Raw genomic sequence first — 13,877 nt, forward strand, 5'->3', positions numbered from 1 at the left:
CACCAACTGCCGGATCAACGTCCCCAGATCAGTACTCGAATTCCTCGACCCCGACATCAGGTTCGTCAGAACCGTCGTCCCCATGTCGAACTTCATGCCACTCCCCCGCCCACTCCCCGAACGGCCGCAAGAGCGACCATAAGAACGATCGTAAGTATGACCATTTTCAGCAACTCACATCGCGCTTGCAACCTGTAACCAGCGCACTGTGACAAAGGCCTGACAAACCACCAGAGACCTTCACGCCCCCTTCAGATGCCGCACCAGCCGCTCGAAGTCGCTCCACCCCGACAGGTCCGACGGATCCCCGGGCAGCGGGTAGTAGTAGGCCGGACGCGCCTTCGGCCCCAACCTCACCGGCTGTTCGGCCAGCGGCGTACGCCGGGCCCGGTCGTCCGGCATGGCGCGGACCTCCTCCGCCCCGAGTACGAAGGCCAGCGGTACGCCCGGCCCCTCGAAGCGCGGCGGCACCGCCAGGTTCCGGCGCGCTTTGCGGAGTTGTACGAGCATCGACTGGAGGTGGTGGCGGGTGGCGAGTGCCTCCGCCGTCTTCGTCAGCGCGCCCAGCGGCACCTCCTCGTTCCCCCCGTAGCCGAAGGCCAGGGTGACGTCCTCCTCCACGCCCGCCTTCGTACGGCTGACCCGGACCGTGGCGAGACCGGGCCGGTCCGGGCGGCCGACCACCACGAACCAGCTCGGCTCGGGGGAGCGCGCGAAGGCGACGTCGGTCAGCCGGCCCGGCGACCAGGGCAGGTTGGCGGGCTCCGCCGTGCCCCACCCGGCCGGGGGCTCGCCGGTCAGCTCGCGCCACACCGCCTCCAGGGCCCCGCCGAGGACCAGCCGCTCGTCCGCTGGGTGGATGGTGCGGAAGGTGATCGCCAGCTGCCGCTCGTCGGTGCTCGTGACCTCCTGGTACGAGACCGCCACCGGGGTGCGCGGCTCGTCCTCGGTGGCGTCCGCGGGCACCACCGTGGCGAACATCCCCTCCTGCCAGCGCAGCACCGCGCCCGAGAGGCCGTCGTAGTAGCCGTCCCGTTCGTCCTGCACGACCCACCGCGACGGCCAGCCCGGCATGTTCGCCAGCACCGCCGGGGAGAGCGTCGTCCCGGGCGGGGTGACGATCTGGAGCCCCCGCTCGGCCGCGGCGGCGGCCCGGAAGGCGTCGGAGAGCCAGGCCGTCATCGCGACCACGGGCCGGTCCATGATGACGACGGCGACCTTGTCGGTCAGGACGTCCACGGCGGGCTGCGCGGCGGCGGGCGTCGGTGCGACGCTCACCCCCTCGGACGCGACCACGGCGACGGAGCGCGCGGCCTCCGGCGGCCAGACCGTGCCGTCGGCCAGCGAGGCGACCCGCGCGGCGAAGGTGCCCGCCAGCCGCTCGGCCTCCGGGACACCGGTGGTGGCGCGGGCCTCGGTCCACCAGAAGGGAACCCGTGGCGCGGTGGCGCCCAGCAGCCGCTCGGCCTCTCCCTCGACCTGGATCAGCAGCGGCGCCTCGACGGAGACCAGCGGCCGGCCCTGCGGGTCGCAGAGCTGTACGACCGCGCCCTCGCCCGCCGTGTTCACCAGTTTGTCGGGGCCGCCGGAGAGCAGGCCCGCGAGCACGGTCCAGGGGTCGGGCATCCGCGGGGTGAGGGCTATGACGTCCTTGGTCATGGGGGCGGGGGGTCCTTCACTCGGGGGTGTACACGGTCTGGATCAGGCGGTTGGGCTGGCCCCTGCGGATGAGGACACCGCGGCCGGCGGGCTGCTGGGAGGCGTACACCCCCGGGAACAGCTGGCCCTCGCTGCGGTCGCCCGCCATGAGGACCGCCGAGGCCCCCGATTCGCGCAGGCCCTGCACCAGCGGCTCGTACATCCCGCGCGAGGCGCCCGCGACGCGGCGCGTCAGCACGAAGTGCAGGCCGATGTCCACCGCCGACGGGATGTACGGCAGGAACGGCTGGAGCGGCGTCTGCCCGGCGGTGGTCAGTACGTCGTAGTCGTCGACGAGGACCACGATGCGCGGGCCGCTGCCCCAGCTGCCGGGCTCCAGGTCCTCCAGCCGGGCGCTGTCGTCGGGCAGCCGCCGCTCCAGCTCGGTGGCGATGCCGGCGGCCAGGCCCGCGCACATCTTGGCGTTGTACGCGTAGCCGCCGTTGAACTCCTCCGGGATCGCGCCGCGCAGGCTGCGCCGCGGGTCCATGACGGCGAAGACCAGCTCGTCCTCGCCGTAGCGCTCGATGAGGCCGCCGGCGATGGTCTTGAGCAGGTTCGTCTTGCCGCACTCGCTGTCGCCCATGACCAGCAGGTGCTGGTCGTGCTGGAACAGGTCGACGAGTACGGGCGCCAGTGCGCTCTGGTCGAGGCCGATCGGCACCCGCTTGGGTTCGGCAACCGGGCCGGGCAGCATGTGCGGCTCCAGCAGGTGCGGCAGCACCCGTACCGGCTGGGCGGCCTCGCCGCTCCAGGTGGCGCGGACCGTGCGGGCCGTGCGCTCCAGGACCGCGCCCAGCTCGGCGGTGTCGCGGAGCCCGTCCGTGCGGGGCAGCGCCACCTGCGCGAAGAGCTTGCCGTCGGTGAGGACGCGGCCGGGTTCGTCGGGCGAGAGGGTCTCGGCGAGCTTGCGTTCGATGCTGGACTCGCTGGGGTCGTTGAGGCGCAGCTCGACGCGGGTACCGAAGTTGGACTGGGTGGCGATGCGGACGTCGTTCCAGCGGAGCATGCCCGCGACGACGTGGATGCCGTAGCCGCCGCCGCGCTTGAGGATGTCGACGATGGCGTCGTCCAGCTCCTCGAAGTCGTCGCGCAGCGCGCCGAAGCCGTCGATGACGAGGACGATCTCGGCGGAGGCCAGCCGCGGCAGCAGGCCGGCCGCGTGCAGGCTGCGCAGCTGCTCGACGGAGTCGATGCCGTGCTCCCGGAACAGGTCCTCGCGGGTCGCGAGCATGTTCCGTACCTCTTCGACGGTACGGGCCGCGCGCTCGCGGTCGGCGCGCCCCGCGATCCCGCCGACATGCGGCAGACCCGACAGGGCCTGGAGGCCGCCGCCGACCAGGTCGAGGCCGTAGACGCCGACCTCCTGCGGGGTGTGGGTCAGCGCGAGCGAGAGGACGAGGGTGCGCAGCAGGGTGGTCTTGCCGGACTGCGGCCCGCCGATGACGGCGGCGTGGCCGCCCGCGACGGTCAGGTCGAGGTACCACTCGCCCTGCCACTGCCGGGTCGGGTCGTCGAGCAGGCCGAGCGGCACCGCGAGGCGCCCGCGCCGCTTGGCCAGCTGCATGCCGCGCGCGCCCACGTCGAGGGGGCCGGCGACCGCGTCCAGGGAGACCGCGTCGGGCAGCGGGGGCAGCCAGATGCGGCGCACCTGGCCGGCGGCGTTCTCCAACTGCTCGACGATGACGCCCATCTCGGTCGGTCCGGTCTCGCGGCGCCGGGCCGTGGGCTCCCGCACCCCCGTGCTGTCCGGCTCGGACAGGGTGTTGAACGCCTCGTACTCCAGGGCGAGGGGTCCGCTGTCCTGCGTTTGCGCACGCTGTACAGGGCCCCGGTAGGCGCCGGAGACGTAGCTCGCCTTGAACCGCTCGTAGTGGCTGGTGTCGACCTTGAGGTAGCCGAAACCGGGCAGCGGCGGAAGGTGGAAGGCGTCCGTGGTGTCCAGGACCGTACGGGACTCGTCGGCGGAGAAGGTGCGCAGGCCCAGGCGGTACGAGAGGTACGTGTCCAGGCCCTTGAGCTTGCCGCCCTCGATGCGCTGGCTGGACAGCAGCAGGTGCACGCCGATGGAGCGGCCGATGCGGCCGATGGACAGGAAGAGGTCGATGAAGTCGGGTTTGGCGGTGAGGAGTTCGCCGAACTCGTCGATGACGACGAAGAGGTGCGGGAGCGGGTCCAGGTCGGGCCGGCGGTCGGCGCGCAGCGCGGCGTAGTCGCCGATGTCGGCGATGTTGCCCGCGTCCTTGAGGACCTGCTGGCGGCGCTTGACCTCGCCGGCGAGCGAGGCGTGGACGCGCTCGACGAGACCGGCCTGGTTCTCCAGGTTGGTGATGACTCCGGCGACGTGCGGCAGGTCCGCGAACGGCGCGAAGGTCGCACCGCCCTTGTAGTCGACGAGGACCAGGGCGAGGTCCTCCGGCGGGTGCGTGGCGACCAGGGCGAGGACGAGGGTGCGCAGGAGCTCGGACTTCCCGGAACCGGTCGCGCCGACGCACAGGCCGTGCGGGCCCATGCCCAGCTCGGAGGATTCCTTCAGGTCCAGCAGCACGGGTTCGCGGGAGTCGCTGATGCCGATGGGCACGCGCAGGAAGGCGCGTTCGCCGCGCGGGGCCCACAGGCTCGCCAGGTCGAGGCGGGCCACGTCGTCGATGCCGAGCAGGTCGGCGAAGTCGACGGGTCCGGACAGCGGGGCGTCGATGAGGGACTCGGCGGACAGGCGCAGCGGGGCGAGCATCCGGGCCAGGCCCTCGGCGAAGGGAATGCCGACCTCGTCCACGGTGCCGTGCGCGCTGATGGGCTGGTCCTCGCGCAGGTCCTCGATGACCACCTGGTCGCCGTCGACGGTGATCCGTACGCCGACGTGTCCGGGCTCCTGGACCCGCTGTTCGAGCAGGTGCAGGACGCTGACACCCATCTCGCGCAGGCCGACCGCGTCGTCGGGGCGCGGCAGGTCGACGGCGTCCTCACCGTGTCCGTCGGTCACGACGAGCAGTCGGGATGTCATGGACAGGGCATCCTTGCCGGAGAGTCCGCGGCGCACCTCGGCGGCGTAGGAGGCGCGGCGGCGCAGTTCCGGGCCGATCTGCCGGGCGAGCTGGGCCGTGGAGGGGGCGATCCTGCGGGCGGCGACGGGGCCGTCGAGCTGCTCGGTGTCGAGCAGGTGCGGCATCCACTTGGCCCACTCCCAGTCGGGGAGCCGGTCGCCGGGCACGGCCAGCGCGATCGCCACGTCGTCGGGGGCGTGCAGGGCGGCGGCCTGGACCAGCAGGGCGCGTGCGACGCGCAGGCAGTCCTCGCGGGGGCCGATGACGCTGATGTTGCCCACGCGGTCGAGCGGGACGGTGAGCGGGAGTTCGGTGCCGTTGCGGAAGCGGGCCGTCAGCGCCGAGGCCTCGTTGAGCATGAAGCGGTCGGGCGGGGTGAGGACGGAGGAGCCCTGCTCGCCGATCCGCAGATCGCGCACGGGCATCTCGCCGGTGCCGACGCGCACGCGCAGGAAGTCGCCGTCGACGCGGCGTCGCTCCCACAGCCGGGCCGGGTCGCGGACGATGTCGTACAGCGCGTGCGGCGGCGGGTTGAGTACGTCGGCGTGCTCGCCGCGCTCGCGTTCCTCGTCGGCGAGCTCCTCGCGCAGGTCCTCCAGGTAGGCGAGATAGGCCTCGCGCTGGGTACGGCGGGTGCGCTGGGCCTTGCCGCGCTGCGAGAAGACGAGTGCGAGGGAGCCGACGATGGTGACGACGAGGATCAGCGCGCCGAGTGCGGCGAACTGGCTGTTGCGGACGACCGTCATCATCACGACGGACGACATGACCCCGGCCACGGGCAGCAGCGACATCGCGATGTTGCCGGCCTTGCCCTCGGGGAGGTTGGGCGGGGCCTCGATGGTGCGGGCGGCCGGGGCGGCCGGGGGTTTGACGGTCCTGGCCGGGCGGTGGATCAGTCGGGTGCTCATCGTCGTCGTCCGCCCTTCACGGTCGGGCTCGTCGCGGTCGGGCCGGTGGGGGTGGGGCTGGCCGGGTCAGGGCTGGCGTGGGTGTGGCTCGGCATCTCGGTCAGTGGCGCTTCTGGGAGAGCTGGAAGACGTCCGCGGCGAGCCGGGTGGCGGTCTTCCTGGTCGAGTGCGCGAGCAGTTCGCTGCGGATGGGGCCGCCGGCCGCGAGGTGGCGGTCGTACGGCAGGACGTGGACGCTCGTCCCGGTGGCCTGGAGTGTGCGGGCCGCCTCGGCGACGTCGATCCCCGAGTGGGGCGCCTGCTCGGTGAGCACGACGACGGTGCCGGCCATCACGTGCGGGGGCAGCCCCCGCATCCACTGGAGGACCGCGTACGTGCTGGCGACGCCGTCCAGGGTCGCGGGGGTGGTCAGGACGCGGGCCTGGGACGCGGAGAGCGCGACGCGCGCGACCTCGGCGGGCAGCGTCTCGCAGTCGACGACGGTCACGCCGAAGTAGCGGCGCAGCGCGACCATGACCCGCTCGTAGGACCGGGTGTCGAGCAGCGCGCCGATCTGGCCCTGACTGCCGGGCAGCAGCCAGGCGTTGTCGCGGAGCTGGACGAGGTAGCCGGTGATGTCCAGCAGCGACATCTGCGGTTCGACGATGTCCGCGAGGTCGCCGGTGGTCCAGCGCAGTGCCTCGGCGCCGAGGCGGATCGGCAGCGAGCCGAGGGCCGGGTCGGCCTCGACGAGCAGGACGGGGTCCTGCCGGTAGTGGGCGTACGTGGTGCCGAGCAGGGCGGCGACCGTGGACTTGCCGGCGCCGCCGCGGATGGAGGTGACGGAGATCTGGCGGCCGGTGGTGACGGGCTGCTGGAGCAGCTCGGCGGTACGGGTGGCCTCGGCGACCTCGCGGGCGGCGGATGAGGAAACGGTACGGCGTACGGCGCGTACGGCGCGGGCGGCGAAGGGCTCACCGTGCCGGGGCCTGCGCTTCGCGTCGGCGAGGTTCTGGTCCACGGTGGGCCGGGATCCGGGGGTACGGCCCGCCGGGGCCGCCGCCGGCCGCTGCTGCGGGGTGGGCTGGGCCGGGTACCCGTACGCGGGGACCCCGGCGCCCGGAGCCGGCTGCTGCGGGCCGCCGTGGGGCGGGAACCCCTGGGCGGGCGCCTGCCCGTGGCCGCCCTGAACGGGGCCCGCGGGTCCAGGTCCATGCGCCGGAGCCGCGTGCCCCGCGCCGACGCCGTGCGGCGGCTGCGGCGCTGCCGGGACCTGCGGCGGTGGCTGGGCGCCGGACGCCGCGGCCGGGCCCTGCGGCGGCTGCGGGGCGGCCGGACCCCGGGCCGAGGCGGCGGGCCCCGGCGGGGGCTGGTGGCCTCCCGGGCCCTGGGCCGCAGGCTGCGCCCCGCCCCTGAGGTCGCGCAGGACATCGCCCTGCCAGTTGTCTTCGTTCGGCATGTCTGCCCCTGCCCCTCATTCTTTCCGACCTGCTGCCCCGCCGCCCGGAGCGCCTGCACGTTGACTCAGAACTTGTCGAGCAGCTGCCCGTACATGCCGAACACCCCGACGGCGAGCGGGAAGAGCCCCACCATGCCGATCGATTCGATGAGGTCGGCGGTGCGCCGCAGCCGGACCTGCACGTGCTCCGGCGGCCGCACCGCGAGGACGACCAGCGGCAGCAGCGCCGCCACAGCCAGGACGGCGAGCGGTCCGGCGCCCCCGTCGTGCTCGGCCCACAGCATCACGAGGCGTACGACGAGCAACGCCGCGGCGGTGGACAGCGCCACGACCTCGGCGACCAACGGGAAGGCCCGCGCCCTCGACAGGAGCACCACGGTGACGAGCGTCGGCAGCGCCACCGTCCACACGGTCGGCTTCTCGGCCAGGGTCAGCAGCCAGCCGCCGGCCGCCGCCGAGATCGCGGTGACGATCGTCGCGAGCGCGAGCCCGCGGTGCGTGGCGGCGAGCGCGTTGCCCACCTCGTGGCGGCTGACGGAGGCGCCGCCCGAGCGGCGGTCGTCGAGGGCGGTGAGCCCCGAGGCCATGAGGGCGAGCCGCGGCAGCAGGCCGAGCAGCACCACGGAGAAGAGGACCATGACCGCGCCGAGCCGGGCCGGATCGCCCTGGACGGCGGCGACGGCCTCCCACAGGGCGGTGACGACGGTGGTGGCCACGGCGCCGATGAGCCCGCCCCGGCCGAGCGGTGAGAAGTAGCCGAGCAGAACCAGCGTCAGGACGAGCGCGCCCGCGACGGCGGCGAGCCGCGCGATTCCCGACCAGTGGTAGGCGTCCGCGGCGGTCCATGCGGTGAGGATGCCCAGTGCGCCGGAGGCGAGCAGGAGGGCGGTCGCCAGGCCCCGGTTGCCCTGCCCGATGCGGGCGACGAGCGCGCCGGCCGCCAGCAGGACGAGGGTGACGGCCGTGAGGGCGCCGGCCAGGGCGTCGAGTGAGAACTCGCGGCGGGCGAGCAGCGCCGCGGTCACGGCGAAGGCGACGGTGGCGACTCCCGCACTGCCCCGACGGGCGGCGGGACGCCAGCGCCAGGCCTGGAGGTCGAGGTCGTCGGCCACCAGGTCGGTGACGTCGTGGACCACGGGGGCCGGCGGCGCGGAGTGGGACCTGACGAGTCGCAGGACGGCGCCGTCGGGTATCCCGGCTGACGCGAGCGTGCTGTCGTGCGGGAGCGCGGAGCCGTCCGACGTGATCAGCTGACGGGTCATCGGGCGCGATGCGGCCCGGTCGTCGAGCAGATGCAGGATGTCGGGGAGCAGCTGCCCGATCGGCGTGTCGGAGGGCAGGACCATGTCGGCCCGACGCCGCTCGCCGACCAGGGTCACCCGGCTCAATTGCGCCCGGGAAGTCGTTGCTGTGCTCACCACTTACGGGAACCTATCATCGCGGGAATGCGACCTTTCGGGGCCAAGGGGACATAGCTCTGCTGCCGGACAGTGAACTCTCCCGGATCTGCACGCTTCTGCTGCTGCTTCCTCTACGACTTCGTCGGCTGGGGCGACTTGGTCGCCTGCGAGGGCTGTGGCGACTTCTTCGGTTTCGACGACGGCGAGGTGTGGGGCGACGCGGACGGGCCCGCCGGACCCGACGGCTGCTGGGACTTCGATGGCTGCGAGGACTTCGACGGCTGCCCGAACTGCTGCACCGGGCTCTGCTGCTGCCTCTGCCGCTGCTCGGCCTTCTGCTTCGCGAGCGTGTGCTGGATGAAGGACCATCCGACGCAACCCGCGCACAGGACAGCGGCGATGGCGATCCCGGCGAACAGCTTTCCGAGCCGCTCGTCCGCCGTGCGCCGCGCCCGCTGAGCGCCGAACAGCAGCGCGTCCCTCATCCTGCGGCGGCGTACCGCCACCGACTCCAGAAGCTGGCTGTCGTAGTCCCGTGCCATCCGTCGTCCGTCGCCTCAGTCTCGGCTCGTCGAGCGCCAACAACCGCTTCGGGGCACGGCTGCTGGGCGTGCGGCATGCGAAGTCCCCGTGTTTTGCCTCTGCAACATAAGGCATGCGTCAGCATCGAGCACACCCAGGTCCGGAAGGACCTTCCGGCTCCCGGTCGCCCGGGTGGGGGGCCGGGGCTACGTTGGAAGGGAGTGGCAGGAGGTCCGGTATGGCGAGGACACGCTGGCGCGGTGCGGCGGTCGCCGTGGCCGTGGCAGGGCTCATGGTGGCGCCTCTGGGGCCTGCGGCGGGGTACGCGTGGGACGCGGCCTCTCCGTCCGCGGTCTCGGTGGCGGCTCCGGTCGGCGACGAGTTTCCGCAGCTCACGCCCGAAGTGGCGGCCCGGCTGGATGAGGCCGTCCGGAAGGTGATGGAGGAGGCCAAGGTGCCCGGGGTGACCGTCTCGCTCTCGGCGCCCGGCAAGGGTGAGTACGTACGGTCCTTCGGCGTCGCCGACAAGGCGAACGGCACGCCGATGACCCCCGACCTGTACATGCGGATCGGCAGCGAGACGAAGACCTTCACGGTGACCGCGCTGCTCAAGCTCGTCGACGAGGGGAAGGTCGGGCTGGACGACCCCATCGGGAAGTACGTCGACGGGGTCCCGGGCGGTGACCGGATCACCCTGCGCGAGCTGGCCGGCATGCGCAGCGGGCTGTTCAACTACTCTGCGGACGAAGGGTTCTTCAAGGCACTGACGGGCGATCCCCGGCGACTGTTCACCCCGCAGGAGCTGCTCCAGTACGCCTTCCGCCACCCGGCGGTGTTCGAGCCGGGCACGCAGTTCCAGTACTGCAACACCAACACGGTCCTGCTGGGGCTGGTGGTGGAGAAGGCGAGCGGCGATTCCCTCGCCGACTACATCCAGCGCGAGGTCGTCGAACCGGCCGGGCTGCGGCGTACGTCCTTCCCCACCGGCGCGGAGTTCCCCAGTCCGCACGCCCACGGATACACGGACCAGACGGCCTCCGGGAAGACGGAGGACGCCACCGACTGGAACCCCTCCTGGGGCTGGGCGGCCGGAGCGATGATCTCCGACGTCCATGACCTGCGGAGCTGGGCGAGGACCCTGGCCACCGGGACGCTGCTGACCTCCGCCACGCAGGCGGAGCGGCTGAAGACGGGGCCGAGCGGCATGCCGGGGGCCGGGTACGGCCTCGGCCTCTTCAACGTCGACGGGTGGATCGGGCACAACGGGTCGTTGCCCGGGTACCAGTCGCTGACCGTGTACCTGCCGGATCCGCAGGCCACGCTCGTGGTGGTGCTCAACACGGACATCAGCTACGAGGGCAGTGAGCCGAGCACGCTGTTCGGCGAGGCGATCACGAAGATCGTGACGCCCGAGCACGTCTTCAACCTCCCCGCCCAACCCGTCGCGGGGCGCTGACCGCGACTCCCTCCGCTGTACGTCTCCCGCGCACAATGGTCTCCGGCGCGCGGGAGACAGAGCGAGGGAGACGTACATGAGCAGTGGTCAGGCAGGGGACCAGCAGGTCGTCCCGACGGAAGGCGACGGGGTCACCCTCCGCGCCGCCGGCGAGGCGGACATCGAGACGGCGGCCGCCCTCTTCCGCGGCTACCTCGACTTCTACGAGGTGAAGGTCGAAGACCCGGACCGCCCCCGGGCGTTCCTCGCGGAGCGGATCCGGGCCGGGGAGTCCCTCGTCCTGCTCGCGGACGTGCCGGGCGCCGGCACGGTCGGCTTCGCGCAGGTCTACCGCACCTTCTCGTCGCTCTCCATGCGGCCCGCGTGGATCCTCAACGACCTGTACGTCGCCCCGTCCGGCCGCCGCACCGGCGCCGGCCGGGCCCTGCTGCGCGAGGTGCTGCGCCGGGCCCGGGAGGCCGGGGCGGCCGGTGTGCAGCTGGAGACGGCCTACGACAACCACATCGCGCAGGGGCTGTACGAGGCGGAGGGCTTCGTCCGCGAGGAGTTCCACGCCTACTTCCACGAACTCGCCTGAGCCGCTCGGCAGGTGAGGAGGGAGCGGGTGAAACATTCCGCTGCCGCCATCGCGTCAAGAGGGTGAAACGGACGCGAGGGGGAGTGCATGCGGCAGGGTCGCAGAGACGGGTTCCGTGAGTTCGCGGCAGGCCGGTCGGGACATCTGTACCGGTCGGTCTGTCTGCTGGCGAGCGGGGACACCCAGGAGATCGCGCTCAGCCCGGCGCTGACGATCCCGCCCGCCGGTCATTTGGCCTCGGCGTAGCACTCCACCACCGCCGTCGTGAACGGGAACCGGACCGGAGTGTCGCCGAAGCAGATCCGGCCCGCCCGGTCGGCGGCGGCGCGGATCGCCTCGGCGACGGCGCCGGCCTCCTCGGCGGGACAGTGCACGATCACCTCGTCGTGCTGGAAGAACACCAGCTCGGCCCGCATCCCGGCGATGGCCTGGCGCAGCGCCGCGAGCATCAGCAGCGCCCAGTCCGCGGCGCTGCCCTGCACCACGAAGTTGCGGGTGAACCGGCCGCGGGCGCGGGTGTTGGTCGAGGCGTAGCTCGGGGTCCAGGCGTCTTCCCGGCTCTGGTCCCGGCCCTGGTCGCGGTCCTGCGGGATTCCGGCCTCGCCGTCGTCGTCGGCGGAACCGGCGGGCGGCGGGCAGGTCCGGCCGAGCCAGGTCCGTACGAGCCGGCCCTCCTCGCCCGCCCTCGCGGCGTCGTCCACGTACGCCACGGCCCGCGGGAAGCGGCGGCGCAACGCGGCCAGGTTCTTCAGGCCGTCCCCGGAGGTCTGTCCGTAGACGGCGCCGAGAACGGCCAGTTTGGCCTTGTCCCGGTCGCCGGAGAAGCCCTGGCGGGAGATGGCCGTGTAGAGGTCCTCCGGGCGGCCCGCCACCTCCATGAAGGCGGGGTCGCGGGAGATCGCGGCCAGGACGCGCGGCTCCATCTGGTCGGCGTCGGCGACGACGAGCCGCCAGCCGGGGTCCGCGACGACGGCCCGGCGGATCACCTTGGGGATCTGCAAAGCCCCGCCCCCGTTGGTGACCCAGCGGCCCGTGAGGGTGCCGCCGGGGATGAACTCCGGGCGGAAGCGGCCGTCGTGGACCCAGTCCGCGAGCCAGCCCCAGCCGTGGGCGGTGTAGATCCGGTACAGCTTCTTGTACGCGACGAGGGGCGGGGCGGCAGGGTGGTCGAGCTCCTGGATCTCCCAGCGACGGGTGGACTTCAGCTTGATCCCGGCCTCGGCGAAGGCCTTGATGACGTCGGCGGGCAGCTCGGGGCGTACGCGGCGGCCGAACGCGGCGGAGATCTCGTCGGCCAGCTCGGCCAGTCTGCGGGGCTCGCCCCCGCCCGCGTACCGGGCGCCGAGCAGCTCCGTCAGCAGGGCGCGGTGCACGTCGGCCCGCCAGGGCAGGCCCGCGCGGTGCATTTCGGCGGCGACGAGGAAGGCGGCGGACTCGGCCGCCGTGAGCAGGCGCATCCGGTCGGGGTGGGCGGTGGCCGCATGCCGTTTCGTCTGGTCGGCGTAGACCGCGAGCAGGGCGTCGAGGGATACGGGGACGGTGGGCCGGGGGTCGAACAGGGAATCCTGCGTCCCCGGTTCGGCCGCGCGCTGCGGGGGATCGGGCGGTACGGGTCCCCCGCTCAGCCGGGCCCAGGCGGCCGCCGCCGAGCGGGGCTCCCCGAAGCGGCCCTCGTGGCCGAGGAGCAGCAGCTCGGCGACCTCGACGTCGTAGCACCGCTCGACCCTGACGCCCGCGGCGAGCAGCCGGGGGTGGACGGCCGCGGTGGACCGCCAGATCCACCGGGTCCCGGCGGGCGCCGCCCGGACGGCCTCGGCGGGATCGCGCACGCGGATCCGGGGCCCGGCCGCGAGGTCCCCCGGGTGGACGGGCGCGGCGTGCCACCACCCGTCGCCGTCCTCGGCGAGGGCCCACCGGCCGGCTTGATCGCTCACGAGTGCGAGTGTCCCACCGGGGTCTGACAATGCCCGGCAACCGCCCCGGCCCCAGTCCCCCGCTCCGGCTCAGCCGGCCACGGCGGGCCGGACCAGTTCCGCGTAGACCGCGAGGGCGGACCTGGGGGGCCGGCCCAGGAGAGCGGCCAGGGTGCCGGTGTCCGGGGTGGACAGGAAGCCGCCGGCGATCGCCGAGTACGTGCCCACCAGCATCGGCACCTGGAAGGCCCGCACGCCCGTCTCCGACAGGGCGCTGCGGGCGGCCGCCAGGGTGCCGGGGGCGTAGCGGGCGCCCACCGCCCCGGCCAGTTCGGCGCCGACCAGCGGGTGCTCGCCGACCAGCTCGTACGTCCGTCCCGCGTGCGCCTCCGGGGCGAGGGCCACCCGTACCGCCACGTCCGCCAGGTCCTCCCGGGCCACCGCCGCGATCCGGCCCCCGCCCAGCGGCGCGGTGATCGCCCCGTCCGGTCCCGGGGCGGCCAGTGCGGCCAGCAGTTCGGCGTAGAGGCCGTTGCGCAGGACGGTCCAGGCGAGGGAGGACGCGCGCAGGCGGCGCTCCGTCCAGCGGTGCGCGAGCGCGTACGGCAGGTGGTCCCCCTCGGCGGTGAGGCTGGTGTACACGATGTGGCGTACGCCGGCCCGTTCGGCCTCGGCGATCGCCGCCCCGTGCCGGGCGATGACCGTGTCGTCCTCCCCGGACCCGGCGGAGATGAGCAGGAGGGTGTCGACGCCCGTGAAGTCGAGGGTCCCGGGGGCGTCGAAGTCCACCCGTACGTGGCCGGGGCCGCTCGGGGCGCGCGTACCGAACCGTACGTCCGCGCGGTCCGCCAGCCGGTGGGTCACGAGGGAGCCGAGTCCGCCCGAGGCGCCGGTGATCAAGAGCATGGGGAAGTCCTTCGT

At 73.4% G+C, this 13,877-nt stretch carries 9 protein-coding genes; 2 read left to right on the forward strand and 7 right to left on the reverse strand.

The window, feature by feature from the left end:
* Positions 1-240 precede the first annotated feature (240 nt).
* From ACWDYJ_RS19000 to ACWDYJ_RS19020, 5 genes are all read right to left on the reverse strand, one after another.
* A complete protein-coding gene (locus ACWDYJ_RS19000; protein ID WP_451566711.1) occupies positions 241-1,659 on the reverse strand; it encodes a DUF6177 family protein in 1,419 nt (472 codons plus the stop codon).
* Between the two features lie 16 nt (positions 1,660-1,675).
* Entirely contained in the window at positions 1,676-5,650 is a 3,975-nt protein-coding gene (gene eccCa / locus ACWDYJ_RS19005; RefSeq protein WP_451566712.1) for a type VII secretion protein EccCa, read from the reverse strand.
* Between the two features lie 100 nt (positions 5,651-5,750).
* Complete coding sequence (locus ACWDYJ_RS19010; RefSeq protein WP_451566713.1) at positions 5,751-7,088, reverse strand: MinD/ParA family protein; 1,338 nt, start codon at positions 7,086-7,088, stop codon at positions 5,751-5,753.
* 65 nt (positions 7,089-7,153) lie between these two features.
* Positions 7,154-8,509, reverse strand: coding sequence for a type VII secretion integral membrane protein EccD (gene eccD / locus ACWDYJ_RS19015; protein WP_451566714.1), 1,356 nt, complete (start codon positions 8,507-8,509; stop codon positions 7,154-7,156).
* 110 nt (positions 8,510-8,619) lie between these two features.
* Positions 8,620-9,030, reverse strand: coding sequence for a hypothetical protein (locus ACWDYJ_RS19020; RefSeq protein ID WP_451566715.1), 411 nt, complete (start codon positions 9,028-9,030; stop codon positions 8,620-8,622).
* Positions 9,031-9,248: 218 nt separating this feature from the next.
* On the opposite strand from ACWDYJ_RS19020, the gene ACWDYJ_RS19025 reads away from it, so the two are divergent.
* Complete coding sequence (locus ACWDYJ_RS19025; RefSeq protein ID WP_451566716.1) at positions 9,249-10,466, forward strand: serine hydrolase domain-containing protein; 1,218 nt, start codon at positions 9,249-9,251, stop codon at positions 10,464-10,466.
* 76 nt (positions 10,467-10,542) lie between these two features.
* Complete coding sequence (locus ACWDYJ_RS19030; protein WP_451566717.1) at positions 10,543-11,043, forward strand: N-acetyltransferase family protein; 501 nt, start codon at positions 10,543-10,545, stop codon at positions 11,041-11,043.
* Positions 11,044-11,270: 227 nt separating this feature from the next.
* Here ACWDYJ_RS19030 and ACWDYJ_RS19035 read toward each other — a convergent pair whose 3' ends face one another.
* A complete protein-coding gene (locus tag ACWDYJ_RS19035; protein WP_451566718.1) occupies positions 11,271-12,977 on the reverse strand; it encodes a bifunctional 3'-5' exonuclease/DNA polymerase in 1,707 nt (568 codons plus the stop codon).
* A 69-nt stretch (positions 12,978-13,046) separates the two neighbouring features.
* On the reverse strand, positions 13,047-13,862 hold the full coding sequence (locus ACWDYJ_RS19040; RefSeq protein ID WP_451566719.1) for an NAD(P)H-binding protein: 816 nt from the start codon (positions 13,860-13,862) through the stop codon (positions 13,047-13,049).
* Positions 13,863-13,877 lie beyond the last annotated feature (15 nt).

The sequence above is a fragment of the Streptomyces sp. NPDC003042 genome, from assembly GCF_053591315.1.

Excerpts from the sequence above, each read along its gene's own strand:
- ACWDYJ_RS19000 (WP_451566711.1), bottom strand. The coding sequence starts at position 1,659 with ATGACCAAGGACGTCATAGCCCTCACCCCGCGGATGCCCGACCCCTGG.
- eccCa (WP_451566712.1), bottom strand. The coding sequence starts at position 5,650 with ATGAGCACCCGACTGATCCACCGCCCGGCCAGGACCGTCAAACCCCCG.
- ACWDYJ_RS19010 (WP_451566713.1), bottom strand. The coding sequence starts at position 7,088 with ATGCCGAACGAAGACAACTGGCAGGGCGATGTCCTGCGCGACCTCAGG.
- ACWDYJ_RS19020 (WP_451566715.1), bottom strand. The coding sequence starts at position 9,030 with ATGGCACGGGACTACGACAGCCAGCTTCTGGAGTCGGTGGCGGTACGC.
- ACWDYJ_RS19025 (WP_451566716.1), top strand. The coding sequence starts at position 9,249 with ATGGCGAGGACACGCTGGCGCGGTGCGGCGGTCGCCGTGGCCGTGGCA.
- ACWDYJ_RS19030 (WP_451566717.1), top strand. The coding sequence starts at position 10,543 with ATGAGCAGTGGTCAGGCAGGGGACCAGCAGGTCGTCCCGACGGAAGGC.
- ACWDYJ_RS19040 (WP_451566719.1), bottom strand. The coding sequence starts at position 13,862 with ATGCTCTTGATCACCGGCGCCTCGGGCGGACTCGGCTCCCTCGTGACC.